Source organism: Kitasatospora sp. NPDC029312 (assembly GCF_055569215.1).
Genome location: NZ_JBVHXY010000005.1, coordinates 59,347 through 81,062, shown reverse-complemented (window position 1 = coordinate 81,062; position 21,716 = coordinate 59,347). Strand labels below are relative to the sequence as shown.

Genomic DNA, 21,716 nt, shown 5'->3' with positions numbered 1-21,716 from the left:
GAACGGGACCGGCCCCTCCCGCCCGCCCTCAGGCGTCGATCAGCGCCCGCCACTCGGCGACCTTGGCCGCGTCCACCGGCGTCCGCCAGCCGTCGACCCGCACCGCGCCGCCGACGTGGAAGGCGTCGAAGCCCTCCGCCCGCAGCCCCTTGAGGTGCTCGGCCCGCAGGCCGCCGCCGATCAGGATCCGCTGGGCGTACCCGGGCTCGCCCGCGCGGGCCAGCTCGGCCGCCAGCACCTCGCGCCCGGCGTCGACACCGGCGGCCGTGCCGGAGGTGAGGAAGGTGTCCAGTCCGGGCAGAGCGCCGACGGCGGCGCGCAGGGCGGCCCGGTCGGCGCTGTGGTCGATCGCCCGGTGGAAGGTCCAGGAGCAGCCGGCGATCGCCTCGGTGACGGTCGTGGTGGCGGCCAGATCGACGACGCCGTCGGCGTCGAGGAAGCCGAGGACGAACTCCTCGGCCCCCTCGGCCCGCAGTGCGGCGGCCCGGGTGCACAGCTCGTCCAGGTCCCCGGGGGCGAAGCCGTCCCGGATCCGCAGCATGACGCGCAGCGGGAGGGCGACGGCGGCCCGGATCCGGGCGAAGTCCTCGACGGAGGGGGTGAGCCCGTCGGCGGCCATGTCGGTGACCAGTTCGAGCCGGTCGGCGCCGCCCGACTCGGCAGCCTTGGCGTCCTGGGGCGTCAGCGCGATGACTTCGAAAATTGGTCTAGACATATCGCACAGCCTGCCACATCCCCGCGCCCCCGGCGAGACCGCCACCCCGCCGCGCCCGCCCTCAGGCCGGCTGCCGCCCGCCCGGCCCGGCCGTGCCCTTGGGCCGGCCCACCAGCGCCAGCGCCACCGCCGCCGCGACCGTCAGCACGGCCATCGGCAGCAGCCGCCAGGCCCCGCCCTCCTGCTGCCACAGCGCCTGCAGGTTGACGCTCAGCGTCCACGGCAGCGCCGCGAGCCCCGGAACGGCCACCAGGTACCAGCCGCGCACCGCCGACAGCGCCATCAGCAGCGGCACCACGATCATCAGCGCCCGCCACTGCGGGTCCAGGTGGTGCCAGGTGGTGTAGACGTTGTCCGTGAACGCCACGACCGGGGTGATCACCGCCGCGGCCAGCGCCAAACCCCGCTCCCGCCAGGTCGGCACCGGCAGGATGTCCTTCGGCGCGGCCAGCAGCAGCAGCGCCCAGAGCACGAACGGCCCGTCCCACTCGAAGACGGCGAGGAAGACCCACAGCGGCTGGACGACCTCCGGCCCGCTCGCCGCCTGCACCAGGTCCACCACCGCCGCCAGCGCCGCCACCACGGCCAGCAGCTTCGCCGCCGTCCACCGCCCCAGCAGCGCCGCGACGGCGGAGAGCACCGCCGCGCCGCACAGCGCCCAGAAGGGCAGGAAGTACAGCACCGACGCGCGCGACGCGCCGAAGCTCAGGTAGGTCAGCAGCCCATGACCCGCCGCCAGGCCTCCGGCGGCCCCGACCACCAGTGGCGCGGCCAGCGCCGCCAGCCGCCCGCCCCCGGAGGAGGAGGTCAGCCCGGTCCGCATCCGCAGCCCGTACGCGCCCAGGTCGAACAGCTCCCGGACCTTGGCCACCGGCCCGGCCTCCGCCGTGGTGTCGGCGAAGACGTCGGCCAACTCCTCACCCCGCTCGCGCCGGTAGCGGACGGGGTAGAGCGCCAGGGCGGTCCGGACGGCGACGGTTCCGTTCATGCTCATGCGAAGGCCCCCCTGACCCTCGGAGTGACGACGGCGACCGAGACGGACAACCGCCGCTCGGCCTCGGTGGCCACGGCCCGCAGCCGCTCGGCCTCGGCGGCCAGCGCGCCGCGGCCGGTGTCGGTCAGCGCGTAGGTGCGACGGGCGCGGCCGTCCACGACCTCCTCGGCGGCGACCTCGATCAGGCCCTGGCCGAGCAGCCGATCGAGCGCTCCGTAGAGCGTGCCGGTGCGCATCTTGACCCGGCCGTCCGAGATCGTGGCGATCTCCTGGATGAGCGCGTAGCCGTGCCTCGGGGCGTCGGCCAGCGCGGTGAGCAGAAGCAGCGTGGGCTCCTGCATGGAGCGTTCTGTCATGTGACTACATATATCGCTGACCGGCACATCCCGTCCACCGGAATCAGCCGACACAATGAGCCGCATGCCCTTCGCGACCGAGGACCTGCTCACCGCCTGGACCGCCCTGCTGCACCGCTGCGGCGCCACCGTCGACCCCGCACCGTACGGCCGCGAGCTGCTGCGCCGCTGGTCCGAGCCCCAGCGCCGCTACCACACCCCCGAGCACCTGCGCGCCGTCCTGCGGCACGTCGACGAGCTCGCCGGGCACGCCGCCGACCCGGACACCGTCCGGCTCGCCGCCTGGTTCCACGATGCCGTCTACCGGCCCGACCGCACCGAGAACGAGGAGCGCAGCGCCGCCTTGGCCGTCCGCGCGCTGACCGCCGCCGGCCTGCCCGCCGAGCGGGTCGCCGAGGTCGAGCGCCTCGTCCTGCTCACCGTCACCCACGACCCCGCCCCGGGCGACCGCGACGGCGAGGTGCTCTGCGACGCGGACCTCGCCGTCCTCGGCGGCTCCCGCGAGGCGTACGCGGCGTACGCCGCCGCCGTCCGGGAGGAGTACGGCTTCGTCCCGGAGCCGGACTTCCGTGCCGGCCGGGCCGCCGTCCTGCGCGGGCTCCTGGCGCTCCCGGCGCTCTACCGCACCCCCACCGCCCGGGACCGCCTCGCCGCGGCCGCCCGGGCCAACCTGACGGCCGAGCTGGCGGACCTCGGCGGCCGTTAGACCAGCTCCCCCACCGGTGCCACCACCACGCCCCGCTTGCCGCACACCCAGTGCGGCTCCGGGCCCAACTCCGGCTCCACGCCCAGCGCGTGCGGATCCCCGTCGGCCGCGCAGCCGGTGCACAGCGGCCACCGCCCGTACGCCTCCAGCAGCGCGTCCTGGACGTCCTGGGCGATCAGCCCGAGCACGTACTCGGTGCCGTCCGGCCACTGCTCCAGCCACCAGCGGCGGTGGGTGACGGCATCCTCCACCAGCGAGACGACGGCGGCGTCCGCCACGTCCCGCGCGGTGAGGTCGGCCAGGATCTGTGCCCTCGCGTTGTGCAGGGCGGTCTCGATGTCGTCGGAAGCCATCCGTCCATCCTCCCCCGGCGGCCCCCGAACGCCGAAACGCCGCGTGGGCGGCCCCCCTGAGGGAGCCGCCCACGCGGACGGGAGTCAACCGATCCGATCCGAGGGATCAGGATCAGAAGTCCATGTCACCGCCCGGCATGCCGCCACCGGCGGCCGCGGCGGCCTTCTCCGGCTTGTCGGCGATGACGGCCTCGGTGGTGAGGAACAGCGCCGCGATGGAGGCGGCGTTCTGCAGGGCGGAGCGGGTGACCTTGGCCGGGTCGATGATGCCCGCGGCGACCAGGTCGACGTACTCGTTGGTGGCGGCGTTCAGGCCGTGACCGGCGGGGAGGTTGCGCACCTTCTCCACCACGACGCCGCCCTCGAGGCCGGCGTTGGTCGCGATCTGCTTGATCGGGGCCTCCAGCGCGACCTTGACGATGTTGGCACCGGTGGCCTCGTCGCCCTCCAGCTCCAGCTTGTCGAAGGCGACACCGGCCTGCAGCAGCGCGACGCCACCACCGGCGACGATGCCCTCCTCGACGGCGGCCTTCGCGTTGCGGACGGCGTCCTCGATGCGGTGCTTGCGCTCCTTGAGCTCCACCTCGGTGGCCGCGCCGGCCTTGATGACGGCCACGCCGCCGGCCAGCTTGGCGAGGCGCTCCTGGAGCTTCTCGCGGTCGTAGTCCGAGTCGCTGTTCTCGATCTCGGCGCGGATCTGGTTCACGCGACCGGCGACCTGCTCGCTGTCGCCGCCACCGTCGACGATGGTGGTCTCGTCCTTGGTGATGACCACCTTGCGGGCGGTGCCCAGCAGGTCGAGACCGGCGTTCTCCAGCTTGAGGCCGACCTCCTCGGAGATCACGGTGCCACCGGTGAGGATGGCGATGTCGCCGAGCATGGCCTTGCGGCGGTCGCCGAAGCCCGGGGCCTTGACCGCGACGGACTTGAAGGTGCCGCGGATCTTGTTCACGACCAGGGTCGACAGGGCCTCGCCCTCGACGTCCTCGGCGATGATGACGAGCGGCTTGCCGCTCTGCATGACCTTCTCCAGCAGCGGGAGCAGGTCCTTGACCGCACCGATCTTGGAGTTGGCGATGAGGATGTACGGGTCCTCGAAGGTCGCCTCCATGCGCTCCAGGTCGGTGGCGAAGTAGGCGGAGATGTAGCCCTTGTCGAAGCGCATGCCCTCGGTGAGCTCGAGCTCGAGGCCGAAGGTGTTGCTCTCCTCGACGGTGATGACGCCTTCCTTGCCGACCTTGTCCATGGCCTCGGCGATCAGCTCGCCGATCTGGGTGTCGGCGGCGGAGATGGAGGCGGTGGAGGCGATCTGCTCCTTGGTCTCCACGTCCTTGGCCTGGGCCAGCAGCTGGTCGGAGACGGCGGCGACGGCCTTCTCGATGCCGCGCTTCAGAGCCATCGGGTTGGCGCCGGCGGCGACGTTGCGCAGACCCTCGCGCACCAGGGCCTGGGCCAGCACGGTGGCGGTGGTGGTGCCGTCACCCGCGACGTCGTCCGTCTTCTTGGCGACCTCCTTGACGAGCTCGGCACCGATCTTCTCGTACGGGTCCTCGAGCTCGATCTCCTTGGCGATGGAGACGCCGTCGTTGGTGATCGTGGGGGCGCCCCACTTCTTCTCCAGCACGACGTTGCGACCCTTGGGGCCGAGCGTGACCTTCACTGCGTCGGCGAGCTGGTTCATGCCACGCTCAAGGCCGCGGCGAGCTTCCTCATCAAAGGCGATGATCTTGGCCATCAGAAGTGGTCCTCCGGGACACGGTCGACTGCTCGGACCAAGGGGTGCCCGCGACGGACGGCCCTGGTGTGCGGGGGTCCATTCCCCTACCGCTCCCGGGGGCCTCACCGACCCGGTCCGCTGTCACTCTCACGCTGTGAGTGCTAACGCCAATGATTAGCACTCCGGGTGGTCGAGTGCAAGCCCAATCGGCGACCCGCGAGCCGCCGCCGCGGCCCGCCCCGGGAAACACGAACGGGCCCGTACGACACGTGTCGTACGGGCCCGCCGAGAAGCGAGGGTTCCACCAGCAGTGGGCCGCGCCGAGCTCCTGAGCGGAAGGGGGTCAGACCGCGCGGACCATGTCCGCCTGCGGGCCCTTCTGTCCCTGGGAGATCTCGAACTCGACCCGCTGGCCCTCCTCGAGGGTGCGGTAGCCGTCCATCTGGATCGCGCTGTAGTGGACGAAGACGTCCGCACCACCGTCGACCGCGATGAAGCCGTAGCCCTTCTCCGCGTTGAACCACTTGACGGTGCCCTGAGCCATTCCGAACTCCCCTAGTGCTGTGCTGGCCCTTCACGCGCCCGCAGGTCGCGGGCCCGGGTCTGGTTGGAGGCCGGCCCGGGGAACCCCCCCTGGGCGCAGCCGTGCACGCCGCAATCCCCGCCCGGAACACCGAACGGCTTCCGGTGAGCGGGTGATTACGTCGACCGCGGCTGAATGTATCCGGATCGACGCCCTCTGCAACAGGGCCAGCCGCCGGTAATTCCCTGGACCCGTCAAGAGACAAGGCGAACAAACCGGAAGGAAATCGGCATTTCGCGCGGGACATAGCGGACGAATTACTCAAATCCGCGCAGGAATTCTGACATCTGCCTGACATGTTTCACGGCCTGGCGCTCGAGCCGGTCTCAACGTCCGGACGGTCTCGGGCCAAGCGGCGTACGAGCCGAAAGGGAAGCCTTGTTCCCAGCCGAGCCACACTCTACTCCCACCCGACCCGGAAATATTCCCGCCGAAATACCGACGGCCGCCCGCACCCACGGAGAGCCGAATTCCGTGGGTGCGGGCGGCCGGGGAAGCGGACCGCGGGTGTTCAGCAGCCGCCGGCCACCGCCGGAATGATCGAGACGCCGGCGCCGTCCTTGATCTCGGTCGCCAGCCCCTCGGCGAACCGGACGTCGTCGTCGTTCACGTACACGTTGACGAATCGGCGCAGCTTGCCGGTGTCGTCCAGGATGCGGGCCGAGATGCCCGCGTGGTTCTTCTCCAGGTCGGCGATGACCTCGGCCAGGGTGGCCCCCTCGGCGGTCACCTCGGCGGCGCCGCCGGTGTAGGTGCGCAGGATGGTGGGGATGCGGACGGTGGCGCTCATGGCTCTCCTAGCGGGGTGGGGTGGTGTCAGGCGGACGCGAGGCCGGCGGAGCGGAAGGACTCCAGCGTCGGGCGGATGACGGCGGTCATCCCGGCGTCGGAGACGGCGTCCAGCGTCTTCAGGCCGTCGCCGGTGTTGATCGCTACGGTCTCCTTGGCCGGGTCCAGCTGACCGGTCTCGACGAGCTTCTTCAGCACACCGATGGTCACGCCGCCCGCGGTCTCGGCGAAGATGCCCTCGGTCCGGGCCAGCAGCCGGATCGCCGCCACGACCTCCGCGTCCGTGACGTCCTCGACCGCTCCCCCGGTCCGGCGGGCGATGTCCAGCACGTACGGGCCGTCCGCCGGGTTGCCGATCGCCAGTGACTTGGCGATGGTGTCCGGCTTGACCGGCTTGATCACGTCCCGGCCCGCCTTGAACGCGGCCGACACCGGCGAGCAGCCCTCGGCCTGGGCGCCGAAGATCCGGTACGGCCGGTCCTCCACCAGGCCGAGCTTGATCAGCTCCTGCAGGCCCTTGTCGATCTTCGTCAGCTGCGAACCCGAGGCGATCGGGATGACGATCTGCTCCGGCAGCCGCCAGCCGAGCTGCTCGCAGATCTCGTACGCCAGCGTCTTGGAACCCTCGCCGTAGTAGGGGCGCAGGTTGACGTTCACGAAGCCCCAGCCTTCGCCGGCCGGATCCCCGATCAGCTCCGAACAGAAGCGGTTCACGTCGTCGTACGTGCCCTCGATGCCGACCAGCTCGCCGCCGTACACCCCGGCCATCACGACCTTGCCCTGCTCCAGGTCGTGCGGGATGAACACGCAGGAGCGGAACCCGGCGCGGGCCGCCGCCGCGCCCACCGCGCCGGCCAGGTTGCCGGTCGAGGAGCAGGACAGCGTGGTGTAGCCGAACGCCCGGGCGGCCTCGATGGCGCAGGCCACCACCCGGTCCTTGAACGAGTGCGTGGGGTTGCCGGAGTCGTCCTTCACGTGCAGCGCGGCGGTGAACCCGAGCTCCCGGCCCAGGTTGTCCGCCTTCACCAGCGGGGTCCATCCCGGGTTCAGGTTCGGCTTGGAGGCCACGTCGGCCGGCACCGGCAGCAGCGGCGCGTACCGCCAGATGGACGCCGGACCGGCCTCGATCCGCTTGCGCAGCTCCTCGGCGCGCTCGCTCCCGAACTCGTACGCGATCTCCAGCGGCCCGAAGCACTCCACGCAGGCGAAGCTCGGGCCGAGCGGGGACTTGGCGCCGCACTCCCGACAGGACAGGGCGGCGGCGGGGCCGAGGTCGACGGGGGCGGGTCCCCCCGGCCGAAGGCTGGGGGAGGGTGCGACGGTGTCGATAGCCATGATGGCGGAGGCCTCTCTCCTCATCTTCCCCGTGACGCGGTCGCGCCACAGGCCGGAATTGGCACCTGTCCCGCCGGGGCCTGTGAACGACAGCCGAGCGAGAAGGTTGCCGGGACGTCAACGGGCCGTTCCCTCAGTCCCTCTGGATGAGCTTGTGAAGTTGTGGTTCAGCGGGGACCCCGGCGTGCGGGGGGCCATCCGCTGTACGAAGACTGTATCCGAAGGCGTCGATCCCGAACGGGACCGTCCGCCACGCGAGATGGCCCGTCCACACCGCCCCGTCGAGGAGACCGACCGTGCCCGCCGAACCGACCCCCGCGCTCCTCCCACAGGCGGCGTCCTGGCTGCGCCGCCGCTCGTGGAGCGCGGCCGACCGGCCGGTGCACACCCTGCTGGAGGCCAAGCGGCGCACCGGGCAGACGGTCAGCGTCGTCCTCCCGGCCCTCGACGAGGAGGCCACCGTCGGCGACATCGTCCGCACCGTCCGCCGCGAACTGATGGACCGCCTCCCCCTGGTCGACGAACTGGTCGTCCTCGACTCCGGCTCCACCGACGCCACCGCCGCCACCGCCGCCGAGGCCGGCGCCCGGGTGGAGCACCGCGACGCCATCCTGCCCCGGCTGCCCGCCGTCCCCGGCAAGGGCGAAGTGCTCTGGCGCTCGCTGCTGGTCACCCGCGGTGACATCGTCTGCTTCGTCGACGCCGACCTGCGCGAGTTCGACCCGGCCCTGGTCTCCGGCACCGTCGGCCCCCTGCTGACCGACGGGAACATCCAGCTCGTCAAGGCGATGTACGACCGCCCCTTCGAGGTCACCGGCGCGGCGGGGGGCGAAACCGACGCGGTCGTCCCGACCGGCGGCGGCCGGGTCACCGAACTCGTCGCCCGCCCCCTGCTCAACCTCCACTGGCCGGAACTCGCCGGTTTCGTCCAGCCCCTCGGCGGCGAGTACGCGGCCCGCCGCTCACTGCTGGAACGGCTGCCCTTCCCCACCGGCTACGGCGTCGAGCTCGGCCTCCTCGTCGACGCCCTGGAACTGGCCGGCCTGGACGCCCTGGCCCAGGTCGACGTCGGCGTCCGCCACCACCGCCACCAGGACGGCCAGGCCCTCGGCCGGATGGCCGCCACCATCTACCGCACCGCCCTGGAACGCCTCGACCGCACCCACCGCCTCAAGGCCTCCGCCGACCTGGTCCACCCCCACCTCACCCAGTTCACCCGGGACCCGGAAACCCGCGCCTTCATCGCCCACACCCATTCCGTCACCGCCCTCGAGCGCCCCCCGATGCACACCATCACCGAATACGCGACCCGCCACTGACCCGCCGCTGACGGGTTTGCCACCCCGGGCCCCCGGCAACATCCCAACCATGGGCGATCTCACGACCGAACGTTCGAGTGCCACCGGCACCGCTCCCGTCCTGGTGGCATCCAACCGGGGGCCGGTGTCGTTCAGCACCGCCGACGACGGCACGCTGACCTTGCGCCGAGGCGGCGGCGGCCTCGTCTCCGGGCTCTCCGCGATCGACGACCCCGACGCCGTCTGGGTCTGCGCGGCCCTCAACGACGCCGACCGCCGAGCCGCGTCGGAAGCCCCCGACGGGCGCCTCGACCGGGCCGGCCACGACGTCGGCGGCCAGGCCGTACGGATGCTGGACATCGACCCGCGGACCTTCGCCCACGCCTACAACGGCGTCGCCAACTCCACCCTCTGGTTCGTCCACCACCTGCTCTACGCGACCCCGACCGCGCCCTCCTTCGACACCGGCTTCCGCACCGAATGGGCCGCCTACCAGGCCTACAACACCGCCTTCGCCGAGGCCCTGGCCGCCGAAGCAGCACCGGGCGCCGCGGTTCTCGTGCAGGACTACCACCTGTCCCTCGTCCCGGCCCTGCTCCGCGAGCTCCGCCCCGACCTGCGGATCGGGCACTTCTCCCACACCCCCTGGGCCCCGCCGGAGTACTACCGGCTGCTGCCCGACGACGTCGCCCGCGCCGTCCTCACCGGCATCCTCGGCGCAGACCGGGCCGGCTTCCTCACCGAACGCTGGGCCCGCGCCTTCGCCGCCTGCTGCGCGGACCTCCTCGGCGCCACCGTCGACCCCGGGGCGCTCACCGTCACCCTCGACGGCCGGACCACGCACCTGGGCGTGCACGCCCTCGGCGCCGACGCCGACTTCCTCCGCGACCGCGCCCACCGCCCCGACGTGGACGAACGCCTCGCCGCCCTGCGCGCCGCCGTCGGCGGCCGCCGAACCATCGTCCGGGTCGACCGCACCGAACTCAGCAAGAACATCGTCCGCGGCCTCCAGGCCTACCGGCACCTGCTCCGCACCCACCCCGAGTGGCACGACCGGGTGGTGCACATCGCCTTCGCGTACCCCTCCCGCACCGACCTGGCCGAGTACCGCAGCTACACGGCCGCCGTCCAGGAGCTCGCCGAGGCCATCAACGCCGAGTTCGCCACCACCACCTGGCAGCCGCTGATCCTGCACGTCAACGACGACTTCCCGCGCTCCCTCGCGGCCTACCGGCTGGCCGACGTCGCCCTGGTCAACCCGATCCGCGACGGCATGAACCTGGTCGCCAAGGAGGTCCCGGTCGTCTCCGACAACGGCTGCGCCCTCGTCCTCTCCCGCGAGGCCGGCGCCCACGCCGAGCTCCAGGACGACGCCCTCAGCGTCAACCCGTACGACGTCATCGCCACCGCGGAAGCGCTGCTCGCCGGCCTCACCATGAGCCCGGACGAGCGCGCCGAACGCACCAAGCGCCTCGCGGCGGCGGCCACCGCCCTCCCCCCGCAGCAGTGGTTCCTGGACCAGCTCAACGCCCTCTGAGCGAATCCCCCAGGGCCGCCAACAGCTCCACCACACCCTCGGGGCCGTCGACCACCACGTCCGCCCGGTCGGCGAGCTCGCGCACCGGCGCGTCCCCCACCGCGCCGGCGCACACCAGCAGCCCCGCCATGCCCTGCGCGCGCAGCTTCTCCACCGCCGCGAAGGCCGCCACGTCCCCCAGGTCGTCCCCCGCGTACAGCACCGCCCGCGCCCCGCGCTCCCGCAGGAACCCGGTCAGCGCCGCCCCCTTGTCCACGCCCGGCGGCCGCAACTCCAACACCAGCCGCCCCGGCTCCACCACCAGTCCGTACTCGGCGGCCAGCTCCCCCACCGGCGCCCGCAGCAGCTCCAGCGCCTCCTCCGGGGCCGCCGTCCGCCGGGTGTGCACCGCCACCGAGCGGCCCTTGTCCTCCACCCACGTCCCCTCGGGCGCCCCCACCCGCTCCAGCAGCCCCGGCAACGCCGCCCGCGCCCCCTCGACCCCCGGATGCACCTCCGGCGCCGTCACCACACCCGCCTCCCAGCGCTCGGCCCCGTAGTGTCCCAGCACCACCAGCCCCGGCACCGCGTCGAACCCCCCGTACTCCGCCGCCACCCCGGCGGGCCGCCCCGTCACCACCACGACGCCGCCCACCACGGTCGCCAGCCCCCGCAACGCCCCCACCACCCCGGGATGCGCCCTGGCCCGCGTGGGATCCGCCACGATCGGCGCCAAGGTCCCGTCGAAGTCCAACGCGACCACCGCCTCCAGCGGCGTCCCCAGGATCACCCGCAGCCCGTCCCGTCCGGCGTCGGTGACCGGCACAACCATCTCTTCAAGACCCATACCGACCCCCATACCCGCTGCCCCCGGGCACAAGCCCGCAGGCGCGCGGAGCAGCGCCCATACGCCCCGCCCGAACGGCCCGGCCCCGCACGCCCGGCACCCGCACCCCACCGCCCCATCAGCGCGCCGCCCGCCGGGCCTCCCGCACCCGCCGCAAGCGGTTCACCAGCACCGGGGCGGCCGCCAGGGCCTCCTCCCGGTCCAGCAGCCCGTTCAGCACCTGGTAGTACCGCGTGGGCGAGATCCCCAGCTCCTCCCGGATCGCCCGCTCCTTGGCCCCCGCCGTCCGCCACTGCCGCCCCTCCAGCGCCAGCACCGCCCGGTCCCGCCCGCTCAGCTCACCCACCGAGAACACCTCCGCCCATCACTACGGAGTGTCATTCTCGCGCCGAACACCGACACAACCTGCGGGACGCACCCGCCCCCACCGCACGGCTACCGTCGAGCCATGATCAGCTTCGCCCTGCACATCCCCACCGCCGAGCTCACCCCCGAGCCCCTCGACCCGTCCCAGATCGTCTCCGGCACCCCCGAGGTCACCGGGAAGGTCCTCGCCGAGTCCCCCGACGGCCGCCAGCTGCGCGGCATCTGGCAGATCACCCCGGGCGTGGTCACCGACGTCGAGGCCGACGAGATGTTCGTGGTGCTCAGCGGCCGGGCCACCATCGAGATCGACGGCGGCCCGACCCTCACCGTCGGCCCCGGCGACTGCGCGGTCCTGCGCGAGGGCGACCGCACCACCTGGACCGTCCACGAGACCCTCCGCAAGGCCTACGCGATCACGCTTCCGCGCTGATCAGGGCCCCCGCCGCCGATCAGGGCCGACGCCACCGACCAGAACCCGCGCCACCGATCAGAAGCCGGCGCCCCGGGGTCCTACTGCTTGCGGACCCGGGCCGCCTCCTTCACCGCCGCGTCCTGCAGCCCACCGAGCACCTGCTTCGGGTCCCCCGTCACGGCCTGCCCGATCCCCGCCTTGATCCGGTTGCTGACCTCGCCCCAGGCCGGGTCCCCGAACGGGTAGAAGCTCGCATTGGCCAGCCCGACCGCGAACTGCTTGAGGTCCTCGTGCTTCGGGTCCGACGACATCTGGCTGAACGCGTCCTGGGTCACCGGCAGCAGGTTGTACTGCTCGTCGAACTTCAGCTGGTTGTCCCGGGAGTAGACGAAGGACAGGAACCTCTTGACCTCGTTCTTGTGCCCGTTGGCCTTGAACGCCATCATCCAGTCCGCGACCCCGAGGCTCCCGGTGCGGCCGACGCCGTCCTTCTTCGGGATCGGTGCCGTCCCGAAGTCGATCTTCCCGGCGGTCGCCATCCGCAGCAGCGTCGGATGCCCGTTCAGCATCGCGACCTTGCCCGCCGCGAAGTCCTGGAACACCGGCGTGCGGTTCACCCTGCCCGGGTCCGGGTACGTCAGCCCGGTGCTCACCAGGTTGTTCTTCAGCCAGCTGAAGGTGGCCTGGTTCTGGTCGCTGTCGATGGTGTAGTTGCCGACGTCGTCGGAGATGCTCCCGCCGCCGCTCAGCGTCCACAGCATCGACTCGGCCGGCGCCTCCTCCGGCCCCAGCGGAAGTCCGTACGGGGTGACGCCCGGGACCTTGGCCTTGATCTTCTCGGCCGCGGCCCGCAGCTCGTTCCAGGTGGTCGGCGGCTGGGTGACACCGGCCTGCTTGAAGATCGCCTTGTTGTAGAAGAGCACCCGCGACGACGACACGAACGGGATGCCGTACTGGGTCCCGAGCACCTGTCCGGCGTGGGCGAAGTTGTCCATGAACTTCGCCTGGGTGTCCATCGAGAGCACGTCCGCGGCCGGGTACAGCCGGTCGGCCGCGACCTGGTCGGCGAACCCGCCGCTCTGCAGCAGGTCGGGCGACTTCCCGGCCGCGATCATGGCGTCGACCTTCTGGCCGATGTCGGTCCAGCTGTCGACCTCGACCTGGACCTTGATGCCCGGGTTGGTGGCCTCGAAGGCCTTGGCGACGTCGTCCCAGTAGTGCTTCGAACTGGTCTCGGCGTTCTCCCCGTAGTCCGCGGCCACCAACTTGAGCGTGACCGGCCCGTCGCCCTGTCCGCTGCACGCGCTCACCGCGGTGAGCACCAGTGCTCCGGCCATCGCACTGCCGAGCACACGGGTGGAAACGTGGACGCGCCTGTTCAACGCGGGTACCGCCTTCAGGGGGGATCAACTGCGGCCGAATGAGGGAATCCGGCAGGGAGGAGGCGCCACACTGCCAAACCCGCCGTCCAGTGGTCCACACCATTCGGCCCCACCCGCCGAGTAGTTACCGAAGTGCCCCGTTTCGTTGCACGATGCGCAACACCGCTCGACCCCGGCCGCCCCGCCCGTCCTCGGAGCCCGGCACGCACCCGAGACAAAGCTCACCCAGTATGGACCAGACCAATGCGACAACTGGACTAGACCTCTCCGACCCAGCCAAGGGAAACTGTCCCCCGTGAAGCACGTCATCGCACTCGATGTAGGCGGCACCGGCATGAAGGCCGCGCTGCTCGCCCAGGACGGCTCCGTGCTGTTCGAAGCACGCCGGCCGACCGGGCGGGAGCACGGCACCGACGCCGTGGTCGCCGCCATCCTCGACTTCGCCGCCGATCTGGCGGACGAAGGCCGCAGCCGCTTCGGCGTCGCCCCGCTCGCCGCCGGGGTGGCCGTCCCCGGCACGATCGACGAGGAGAACGGCATCGCCGTCTTCTCCGCCAACCTCGGTTGGCGCGACCTCCCGCTGCGCCGGCTGCTCGGCGAGCGCCTGGCCGCCCCCGGCGGCCCCGCGATGCCGGTGGCCCTCGGCCACGACGTGCGCTCGGGCGGCCTGGCCGAGGGCCGCCTCGGCGCCGGCCGCGGCGTGGACCGCTTCCTGTTCATCGCCCTGGGCACCGGCATCGCCGGAGCCATCGGCATCGCCGGCCGGATCGAGGCCGGCGCCCACGGCTACGGCGGCGAGATCGGTCACGTCGTGGTCCGCCCGGGCGGCCCCCGGTGCGGCTGCGGCGCCCGCGGCTGTCTGGAGACGCTGGCCTCCGCCTCCGCCGTCTCCCGCGCCTGGGCCCAGGCCGGCGGCGACCCCGACGCCGACGCGGCGTCCTGCGCCGCCGCGGTGGACGCCGGGGACGAACGCGCGCTCGCCGTCTGGCAGCACGCCGTCGACGCCCTGGCCGACGGCATCGTGCTCGCCCAGAGCCTGCTCGACCCGTCCACGGTGATCGTCGGCGGGGGGCTGGCCGAGGCCGGCGACACGCTCTTCACTCCGCTGCGCACCGCGGTCACCGAGCGCCTGACCTTCCAGATGCCCCCGAAGGTCGTACCCGCCATGCTCAAAGACACCGCCGCGTCCCTGGGCGCGGGCCTGCTCGCCTGGGATCTGCTCTCCATGGAGGTGACCGCGTGACCACCGCGGACCGTGACCGTACTGCCCTGGCCGGCGCCCGAATCGTCCTGCCCGGCGGCATCGTCGAGGGCGGCCGCATCGCCGTCGAGGGCGAGCGCATCGCCGCCGTCACCGGCGGCACCGAAGGCCGGGGCGGCACCGAAGGCCCGGACGGCGCCGGCGGCGCTGCCGAGCCCGGCGACCTCGACCTGACCGGCCACACCGTCGTCCCCGGCTTCGTCGACCTGCACGTCCACGGCGGCGGCGGGGCCTCCTACGCCTCCGGCATCGCCGAGGAGGCGCTGCTCGCCGCCCGCACCCACCTCGCCCACGGCACCACCACCACCGTCGCCTCCACCGTCACCGGCGAGATCGACGAACTCGTCCGCCAGGCCCACGTCCTGTCCGAACTCGTGGAGGACGGCGTCCTGGCCGGCATCCACTTCGAGGGCCCGTTCATCTCCCACAACCGCTGCGGCGCCCACCGCCCCGACCTGCTGCGCGACCCCGACCCGGCGCTCGTGCGCAAGCTCGTGGACGCGGCCCGCGGCCACGCCAGGATGGTCACCCTGGCCCCCGAACTCCCCGGCGGCCTCGACTCCGTGCGCATGCTCGCCGACCTCGGCGTCATCGCCGCCGTCGGCCACACCGACGCCGACTACGCGGCCACGCTGGAGGCGATCGAGGCCGGCGCCACTGTCGCCACCCACCTGTTCAACGCCATGCCCGGCATCGCCCACCGGGCCCCCGGCCCGATCGTCGCCCTCCTGGAGGACGAACGGGTCACCGTCGAGCTGATCAACGACGGCGTGCACCTGCACCCCTCCGTCCTCGACCTCGCCTACGGCACCGCCGGCGCCCGGCGCGTCGCCCTGATCACCGACGCCATGGGCGCCGCGGGCATGGGCGACGGCCTCTACCCCCTCGGCCCGCTCCAGGTCGAGGTCAAGGACGGCGTCGCCCGGCTGGTCGAGGGCGGCTCGATCGCCGGCTCCACCCTCACCCTGGACGTGGCGTTCAAGCGGTCGGTCACCGTCAACGGCCTGACCCTCGGCCAGGCCGTCGAGTCGCTCTGCGCCACCCCGGCCCGGCTGCTCGGCCTCGCCGACTCGATCGGCTCGCTGGAGGCCGGCAAGCTCGCCGACCTCGTCGTGCTCGACTCCGACAGCCACGACCTGGTCGCCGTGATGCGCCGCGGCCGGTGGGTCCGCGGCGGCGAAGGCTTCGCCACCGTCAAGTCCGCCTGAACACCACCCACCTGAGCACAGACGCCTGAGCACAAGGCGACGGCCGCCCTCCCCGGCGGGGGACGGGCGGCCGCGTCGCGTCGTGCACCGGCTTCAGCTGCTCGGGTCCACCGTGATCTGGTCGATCAGGATCGGCCCCGAGGGCACGGTGAGGGTGACGGAGTTCGACCCGGCCTGGAACTGCGGCAGTATCCAGGTGGTGTACCAGGACGAGGCCGGGTCCTTGCCCGGCAGGTAGTTCCGGAAGGTCAGCCCGCTCGGCCAGTCCTTGCCGTTCACCGCCGCCGAGCCCTTCACGTCCGCGCCGGCGTTGTTGTAGTGCACCGTCAGCTTGTACGTCCCGGCCGCCGGGACGTCGCCCGTCCACGTCACCGAGCCGCCCTGCTGGAGCGTCAGGTAGCTGCCGTCGGCGGACTTGGCGCCCTTGACGGTGTTGCCGGACGGCGCGTTCTGCGCCTGCAACTGGCCCGCGTCCACGGTGGACTGACCGGCGCCGGCGCTCGCCGTGGGCGAGGCCGTCCCGGTGGTGGCGCTGCTCGCCGGGCTGCTGGGGGCCGGCGGGGCGGAGTTCGTGGTGCCGCCCTTGGCACTCTTGTCGCCGTCCGGGTCGCCGGTGGAGAGGGCGATGCCGGCCCCGATCGCGATCGCCGCGACCACGGCGACCGCCCCGATCACCGCACCCTTGCTGCGGCCGCTGCTCGGCCGCTCCTCCCCCGGCTGCGGCCGGGAGTGCTCGGCGTAGCGGGTCTGCTGGCTGGGCGCGGCCCCGTACTCGGCCTGCTGCTGCGGCACTCCGGGCCGGCCGTACGGGGCGTGCTGGGGCGGCGCGCCCTGCTGGCCGTACGGGCCGGCCTGCGGGGGCATCCCGGGCTGGCCGTAGGGGGCCTGCTGCTGGGCCCTCGGCGCCCCCGCCTGCTGGTAGCCGTACTGCGCACGCCCGACCTCCATCGGCCGGTTGTACGACGTCCGGGGGACCCCTTGTTGCGGCTCACCCGGCTGGCCGGTGGAGCCGTCGGCCGGGCGGTAGAGGTAGCCGAACGGGTCGTCGTCCTGCGGGGCACCGCCCCCCAGGCCCTCGGGCACTCCGTTGTCGCCGGCGGTCGTCACGGTGGTCTGTTCCCCCATCCGGTGCGCGCCGCCGGGCTGCGGGCGGCGCAGATCATGGACGCTGTCGTACGCGGAACCCTACCTGCCGCACCCGACGGCCGGGAAAGAGGCCTTGACAACTCGCCGGTAGCCTGCGCCGCGCAGGAGGCTCGGCGCTCGCCCCCGGTCGGCGCCCACGGCGCTCCGTCAGCCCGCCCGCCGGTGCGAGCGCTCCCCGCGCGCCCCGCGCACCGCTCCGCCCCGGGCCCGCTTCTCGTCGTACATCCGTTCGTCGGCGGTGTGCAGCACCTCCTCGATGCTCATCCCGCAGCCGGCCCAGCCGATCCCGAGGCTCACGCCCACCCGCATCGCCCGTCCGTCGATCCGCATCGGCGGGATGATCGCGTTGCGCAGCCGGTGGGCGAGGTCCTTGGCCTCCTCACGGCCGATGCCGTCGGCCAGCACCACGAACTCGTCGCCGCCCAGCCGGGCCACCGTGTCACCGTCCCGGACGGCCCCGCTCAGCCGCCGGGCCACCTCGACCAGCACCGCGTCGCCCGCGTTGTGCCCGAACCGGTCGTTGATCGACTTGAAGCCGTCCAGGTCGCAGAAGAGCACCGCGAGCCCCTTCTCGACCGGGGCCGCCGGGCCGGAGCGGAACGCCGCCGACCAGGCCTCGCCGGTCGGCCCGTACTCGGCCGGGACCACGGCGTGCACGTGCTCCCCGTAGCCGGGGCCCAGCCCGGGCAGCAGGCCGCCGCCCTCGGCCGGCTGGTAGCCGTGCACCTGCCCGGCGTACGGGTCGGCCCCCTGCAGGCCGTCGTACGCCGCGTGCGCGCTGTACGAGTCGGCCGGGTAGCCGTACGCGGCCGGGTAGCCGGTCTCGCCGGGCACGGCGGCGCCGACCGGCTGCGGCTCGGAGCAGAGCCGGCGGCCCAGCCGGGCCTTGAGCTCGGCGCCGTTGGGCAGGCCGGTGAGGGCGTCGTGGCTGGCCCGGTGGGCGAGTTGGAGTTCGTGGCGCTTGCGGTCCTCGATGTCCTCGACGTGGGTGAGCAGGAAGCTCGGGCCCTCGGCCGCGTCCGCCACGATGGAGTTGCGCAGGCAGACCCACTGGTAGCCGCCGTCCCGCCGGGACAGCCGCAGTTCCGCCCGGCCGCTCTCGGCGCTGGTGCGTTCCAGCAGCGCCCGGTCGTCCGGGTGGACGAGGTCGGCGAAGCTCTGCTGGCGCAGCACCGCGCGGGGGCGGCCGAGCAGTCGACAGAGCGCGTCGTTGACCCTGGTCAGCTGACCGCGCCCGGCGCCGTGCAGTTCGGTGATGGCCATCCCGCTGGGCGCGTACTCGAAGGCCTGACGGAAGCTCTCCTCGCTGGCCCGCAGCGCCTGCTGCTCCTTCTCCAGCCGGGCCAGCGCGCGCTGCATCTCGGCTCGCAGCCGGGCGTTGCCGATCGCGATGGAGGCCTGCAGCGAGAACATCTCCAGCGCCTCGCGGGTCCACGCCCCGGGCCGCTTGCCGCTGCGCGGGCGGTCCACCGAGAGGACGCCGAGCAGGTCGCCGCCGGCGCTGTACATCGGGGCGAGCAGGCCGTCGGCGGGGTGCCAGTCGTTGGCGTAGACGGGCAGCGGGCCGTCCCCGATCCAGCGCGGGATGTCGCTGGCGACGGCCCAGCCACGGTCGTACGGCAGGAAGCGCAGGGTGCCCCAGTGGTCGCTGACGCCGAGCAACCGGTCCCAGGACTCGCGCGAACCGACCTGCCCGAGCAGCACCGAGGGCCCGCCCATCGGGCTCTCCTCCAGCTCCCAGACGGCCGCCACCACGAGGTCGCCGTCCGGTCGCACGAGGCTCACCGCGGCGGCGTCGAAGCCGAGTCCGTGCACCGCGCCCTCGACGACGGCCTGCAGCGTGCCCGCCAGGCTGCGGGCAGCGTTGAGGTCCGCCACGACCCGGTGCAAGGTGCGGAGGGTCGCGAGACGGACATACGGCTCCGACTCGGCTTCCATGCGGGGGCTCCCCGGCTGCTTCGGATAGTTCTTGATTGGTTATCGTCCGATTGCCAGAAGAACTGAATCACAGGGAGCACAGCGTTCGGCACGCTCGGTCAGCAATAGGCCACCACTTGTGACTTAAATCACACGACCCTAATGCGTCCTTCATCAGTTCATCTGTGCCATAGCGGGACATAAAGCGCTATCGGAACCTTTCTGGTGGTCGACCGCCTCGGCCCCGCACTGAAGCCCGCTGCGCCCGCCGGTCCCCCGGCTTCACCCCTGGGAGTGAGTCCGCCCCACCGCCCGGCCCGGCCCGCGCCGCTGGTCCTACGACCACGGTCCGATGCCGTTTCCCGCGGCCGCCAGCTACCGTGCGGTACGTGTACCCGTCCTCGCAGCCCGAAGCTGCTCCCCACGCCACGCCCGACGAGTTCCGGGCAGCACTCTCCCAGCTCGCCGCCGGCGTGAGCCTGGTGACCGTCAACGACCCGGAGGACGGCGAGGACGTCGGCATGACCGCGACGTCCTTCCTCTCCGTGTCGCTGGAGCCGCCGCTCGTGCTGATCTCGGTCCGCGAGGACTCCCGGATGGACGAGGTGCTCTCCCGGGTCGACACCTGGGCGGTCTCGGTGCTGGCGGAGGGACAGAAGACGCTCGGCTCCCGCTTCGCCATGAAGGGCCGGCTCAGCGACCGGCTGCTGTTCACGGACACCCCGCACCGGCGCGGCCCGCAGTCCGGCGCCCCGCTGATCGAGGGCGCGCTGGCCACCGTCGAGTGCCGCACCGAACAGCGGATACCCGCGGGCGACCACATCCTGCTGGTCGGCCGCGTCCTGGAGGCCCTCGTCCCCGAGCCCGGCGGCCGCCCCCTGCTCTACTTCCGCGGCGGCTACCGCAGCCTCGGCTGAGTCGCCCCGGCTGAGTCAGTCACCCTGGCCGGGTCAGTGCTTGAGCTCGCCGTCGAGCTAGTCCTGCCGCGGTGCCCGCCGCCCCTGCTTCAGCTCGGAGCGGTGCCGCTTGTTCTCCAGCCGCCGCTGGACCATCCCCCGGCTCGGGCGGGTCGCCCTGCGGGACTTCGGCGGCGGTGCGCAGGCATCGGTCAGCAGCGCCGCCAGGCGGGCCGCGGCCGCCTCCCGGTTGCGCCACTGCGAGCGGTACTCGGAGGCCTGGACCACCAGCACCCGGCCGTCCACCAGCCGGTGCGCGAGCCGCTCCACGGCACGCTCGCGCCACACCTCGGGCAGCGCCTTGGAGGCGGCCAGGTCGAAGCGCAGCTCGACCTTGGAGTCGGAGGTGTTGACGTGCTGGCCACCGGGGCCGGAGGAACGCGAGAAGCGCCAGACGAGCTCGGCGTCGGGGACGACCACCGACCCCCGTACGCGGATGGGCTCGGGCATGCGTCCATCATCCCGCGCCGGCCCAGCCCGGTCACCCGGTTATCCGCACGCGCTCCGAGCCCTGACAATGGCCTACGTGATCGAGCTCGGCTACTCCCTCTCCAACCGCTTCCCCGACCCCCCGCAGACCGACTACCGCACCGCGCCCGTGCGCGCCCTGCGGTACGACCTGTTCTGCGGCGACGTCTACCTGGACGCCGAGGGCGCCGAGCTCTCCACCCGCTGGGGCTGGGTGCCCGTACTCGACTTCGCCTGGGCGCTGTGCGACATCGTCGAGCAGCTCGACCGCGACCCGGACGGCTCCCGCGCCGCCCGGGTGCAGACCGCCGACCTCGACTTCACCCAGAACACCGAGCTGCTGCGCTTCGCCCGCCGCTTCAACTGGGTGGAGATCACCGCCACCTGGCTACGGGACGAGCCGCCCGCCGTGGTGCGCCACAGCGAGCTGCGCCGGGAGGCCCGGGACTTCCTCCAGGACACCCTCGCCGATCTGTTCGACATGCACCCCGACCTGGCCGACAATCCGACCATCTGGACGCTGCAGGGCCGGTTCCCCCGGATTTGATCCGCCGCCGATACCACCCGACCCAGCCGTTGCTTTACCCCTGCTTTGCCCCGACTTGACGCTACCCGCGTTCGCCAGGCGCGAAGAATTCACGGGCCCCGTGGAACCAAGCCCCCCGAGGTCTGCGTTGTCCCGGGAAAAGCGAACGAAGGGACTGCAATCGCCATGCCAGTGAGCCTCTCCAAGGGTGGCAACGTCTCGCTGACCAAGGAGGCCCCCGGCCTGTCCGCGGTGAGCGTCGGCCTGGGCTGGGACGTCCGCACCACGACCGGCGCCGAATTCGACCTGGACGCCAGCGCGATCGTCCTGAACGCGGACGGCAAGGTGCTGTCCAACGCGCACTTCGTGTTCTTCAACAACACCAGCACCCCGGACGCCACCGTCGTGCACACCGGTGACAACCGCACCGGCGAGGGCGCCGGCGACGACGAGTCGATCAACGTCAACCTGGCCGGCCTGCCCGCCGAGGCCGTCAAGATCACCTTCCCGGTCACCATCTACGACGGCGTCGCCCGCGGCCAGAACTTCGGCCAGGTCCGCAACGCCTACATCCGCGTGGTCAACGCCACCGGCGGCGCCGAGATCGCCCGCTACGACCTCTCCGAGGACGCCGCCACCGAGACCGCGATGATCTTCGGCGAGCTCTACCGCAACGGCACCGAGTGGAAGTTCCGCGCCGTCGGCCAGGGCTACGCCTCCGGCCTGGCCGGCATCGCCCAGGACTTCGGGGTCCAGATCTGACACCCCCGGGCGGTCCGGCCGACCGCTCGAAGCCCGGGGGGGGGGGGGGGGGGGGGAGGTATGCTCCTCCGTCCGGGGTGTTTTTTTTTTTCTTCTTGTCGGG

The 21,716-nt window shown here is 72.7% G+C and carries 23 protein-coding genes and 1 riboswitch; of the genes, 9 read left to right on the top strand and 14 right to left on the bottom strand.

Annotated elements, in window-relative coordinates:
* Positions 1-28 precede the first annotated feature (28 nt).
* The 3 genes from ACZ4WV_RS06445 to ACZ4WV_RS06435 form a co-directional block, all read right to left on the bottom strand.
* Entirely contained in the window at positions 29-715 is a 687-nt protein-coding gene (locus ACZ4WV_RS06445) for a copper homeostasis protein CutC (protein WP_465743402.1), read from the bottom strand.
* A gap of 61 nt (positions 716-776) precedes the next feature.
* Entirely contained in the window at positions 777-1,709 is a 933-nt protein-coding gene (locus ACZ4WV_RS06440; protein WP_465743400.1) for a hypothetical protein, read from the bottom strand.
* A complete protein-coding gene (locus ACZ4WV_RS06435; protein WP_465743398.1) occupies positions 1,706-2,065 on the bottom strand; it encodes a PadR family transcriptional regulator in 360 nt (119 codons plus the stop codon). The genes ACZ4WV_RS06440 and ACZ4WV_RS06435 overlap by 4 nt, the downstream gene beginning before the upstream one ends.
* 64 nt (positions 2,066-2,129) lie before the next feature.
* Here ACZ4WV_RS06435 and ACZ4WV_RS06430 point away from each other — a divergent pair, with 64 nt between their 5' ends.
* Positions 2,130-2,771 (top strand): HD domain-containing protein, encoded by a 642-nt coding sequence (locus tag ACZ4WV_RS06430; protein WP_465743396.1) that lies wholly within the window; start codon positions 2,130-2,132, stop codon positions 2,769-2,771.
* Here the strand turns inward: ACZ4WV_RS06430 and ACZ4WV_RS06425 are convergent.
* The 5 genes from ACZ4WV_RS06425 to thrC all read right to left on the bottom strand — a co-directional run bounded on the left by ACZ4WV_RS06425 (position 2,768) and on the right by thrC (position 7,548).
* Positions 2,768-3,124 (bottom strand): hypothetical protein, encoded by a 357-nt coding sequence (locus ACZ4WV_RS06425; RefSeq protein ID WP_465743394.1) that lies wholly within the window; start codon positions 3,122-3,124, stop codon positions 2,768-2,770. The genes ACZ4WV_RS06430 and ACZ4WV_RS06425 overlap by 4 nt on opposite strands.
* A 112-nt stretch (positions 3,125-3,236) precedes the next feature.
* On the bottom strand, positions 3,237-4,859 hold the full coding sequence (gene groL / locus ACZ4WV_RS06420; RefSeq protein WP_465743392.1) for a chaperonin GroEL: 1,623 nt from the start codon (positions 4,857-4,859) through the stop codon (positions 3,237-3,239).
* A gap of 325 nt (positions 4,860-5,184) precedes the next feature.
* On the bottom strand, positions 5,185-5,385 hold the full coding sequence (locus ACZ4WV_RS06415; protein WP_153461112.1) for a cold-shock protein: 201 nt from the start codon (positions 5,383-5,385) through the stop codon (positions 5,185-5,187).
* A gap of 550 nt (positions 5,386-5,935) precedes the next feature.
* On the bottom strand, positions 5,936-6,214 hold the full coding sequence (locus ACZ4WV_RS06410) for a MoaD/ThiS family protein (protein WP_465743390.1): 279 nt from the start codon (positions 6,212-6,214) through the stop codon (positions 5,936-5,938).
* Positions 6,215-6,240: 26 nt separating this feature from the next.
* The gene (gene thrC, locus ACZ4WV_RS06405; protein WP_465743388.1) at positions 6,241-7,548 is read right to left on the bottom strand and encodes a threonine synthase; all 1,308 of its coding nucleotides are present in this window, start codon (positions 7,546-7,548) and stop codon (positions 6,241-6,243) included.
* Between the two features lie 17 nt (positions 7,549-7,565).
* Positions 7,566-7,701: riboswitch (SAM riboswitch) on the bottom strand.
* A 143-nt stretch (positions 7,702-7,844) separates the two neighbouring features.
* Between thrC and ACZ4WV_RS06400 the strand changes: the two genes are divergently transcribed.
* On the top strand, positions 7,845-8,867 hold the full coding sequence (locus ACZ4WV_RS06400; RefSeq protein WP_465743386.1) for a glucosyl-3-phosphoglycerate synthase: 1,023 nt from the start codon (positions 7,845-7,847) through the stop codon (positions 8,865-8,867).
* Positions 8,868-8,916: 49 nt separating this feature from the next.
* The gene (locus tag ACZ4WV_RS06395) at positions 8,917-10,383 is read left to right on the top strand and encodes an alpha,alpha-trehalose-phosphate synthase (UDP-forming) (RefSeq protein ID WP_465743384.1); all 1,467 of its coding nucleotides are present in this window, start codon (positions 8,917-8,919) and stop codon (positions 10,381-10,383) included.
* On the opposite strand, the gene otsB is transcribed toward ACZ4WV_RS06395, so the two are convergent.
* Together otsB and ACZ4WV_RS06385 are read right to left on the bottom strand one after the other, a co-directional pair.
* Complete coding sequence (gene otsB / locus ACZ4WV_RS06390) at positions 10,370-11,194, bottom strand: trehalose-phosphatase (RefSeq protein WP_465743685.1); 825 nt, start codon at positions 11,192-11,194, stop codon at positions 10,370-10,372. The two genes, ACZ4WV_RS06395 and otsB, sit on opposite strands and share 14 nt — an antisense overlap.
* Before the next feature lie 133 nt (positions 11,195-11,327).
* Complete coding sequence (locus ACZ4WV_RS06385) at positions 11,328-11,555, bottom strand: DUF3263 domain-containing protein (protein ID WP_465743382.1); 228 nt, start codon at positions 11,553-11,555, stop codon at positions 11,328-11,330.
* Between the two features lie 102 nt (positions 11,556-11,657).
* Here ACZ4WV_RS06385 and ACZ4WV_RS06380 point away from each other — a divergent pair, with 102 nt between their 5' ends.
* Positions 11,658-12,005, top strand: a complete 348-nt coding sequence (locus tag ACZ4WV_RS06380; protein ID WP_465743380.1) for a cupin domain-containing protein — start codon at positions 11,658-11,660, stop codon at positions 12,003-12,005.
* A gap of 80 nt (positions 12,006-12,085) precedes the next feature.
* Here the strand turns inward: ACZ4WV_RS06380 and ACZ4WV_RS06375 are convergent, their stop codons facing one another.
* The gene (locus ACZ4WV_RS06375) at positions 12,086-13,324 is read right to left on the bottom strand and encodes an extracellular solute-binding protein (protein WP_465743378.1); all 1,239 of its coding nucleotides are present in this window, start codon (positions 13,322-13,324) and stop codon (positions 12,086-12,088) included.
* 340 nt (positions 13,325-13,664) lie between these two features.
* Between ACZ4WV_RS06375 and ACZ4WV_RS06370 the strand changes: the two genes are divergently transcribed.
* Both ACZ4WV_RS06370 and nagA read left to right on the top strand, forming a co-directional pair.
* Positions 13,665-14,612, top strand: a complete 948-nt coding sequence (locus ACZ4WV_RS06370; protein ID WP_465743376.1) for an ROK family protein — start codon at positions 13,665-13,667, stop codon at positions 14,610-14,612.
* On the top strand, positions 14,609-15,838 hold the full coding sequence (gene nagA / locus ACZ4WV_RS06365) for an N-acetylglucosamine-6-phosphate deacetylase (protein WP_465743374.1): 1,230 nt from the start codon (positions 14,609-14,611) through the stop codon (positions 15,836-15,838). The genes ACZ4WV_RS06370 and nagA overlap by 4 nt, the downstream gene beginning before the upstream one ends.
* Positions 15,839-15,931: 93 nt before the next feature.
* On the opposite strand, the gene ACZ4WV_RS06360 is transcribed toward nagA, so the two are convergent.
* Positions 15,932-16,945 carry a carbohydrate-binding protein gene (locus ACZ4WV_RS06360; RefSeq protein WP_465743372.1) on the bottom strand — a complete coding sequence of 338 codons (1,014 nt, stop codon included), beginning with the start codon at positions 16,943-16,945 and terminating at the stop codon, positions 15,932-15,934.
* 186 nt (positions 16,946-17,131) lie between these two features.
* Complete coding sequence (locus ACZ4WV_RS06355; protein WP_465743370.1) at positions 17,132-18,922, bottom strand: GGDEF domain-containing protein; 1,791 nt, start codon at positions 18,920-18,922, stop codon at positions 17,132-17,134.
* A gap of 368 nt (positions 18,923-19,290) precedes the next feature.
* Between ACZ4WV_RS06355 and ACZ4WV_RS06350 the strand changes: the two genes are divergently transcribed.
* A complete protein-coding gene (locus ACZ4WV_RS06350) occupies positions 19,291-19,818 on the top strand; it encodes a flavin reductase family protein (RefSeq protein ID WP_465743368.1) in 528 nt (175 codons plus the stop codon).
* 57 nt (positions 19,819-19,875) lie between these two features.
* On the opposite strand, the gene arfB is transcribed toward ACZ4WV_RS06350, so the two are convergent.
* Positions 19,876-20,307: an alternative ribosome rescue aminoacyl-tRNA hydrolase ArfB gene (arfB, locus tag ACZ4WV_RS06345; RefSeq protein ID WP_465743366.1), complete on the bottom strand. Its 432-nt coding sequence runs from the start codon at positions 20,305-20,307 to the stop codon at positions 19,876-19,878.
* Between the two features lie 67 nt (positions 20,308-20,374).
* Between arfB and ACZ4WV_RS06340 the strand changes: the two genes are divergently transcribed.
* Positions 20,375-20,872 carry a hypothetical protein gene (locus ACZ4WV_RS06340; RefSeq protein ID WP_465743364.1) on the top strand — a complete coding sequence of 166 codons (498 nt, stop codon included), beginning with the start codon at positions 20,375-20,377 and terminating at the stop codon, positions 20,870-20,872.
* A gap of 165 nt (positions 20,873-21,037) precedes the next feature.
* Positions 21,038-21,613 carry a TerD family protein gene (locus tag ACZ4WV_RS06335; RefSeq protein ID WP_465743362.1) on the top strand — a complete coding sequence of 192 codons (576 nt, stop codon included), beginning with the start codon at positions 21,038-21,040 and terminating at the stop codon, positions 21,611-21,613.
* Positions 21,614-21,716 lie beyond the last annotated feature (103 nt).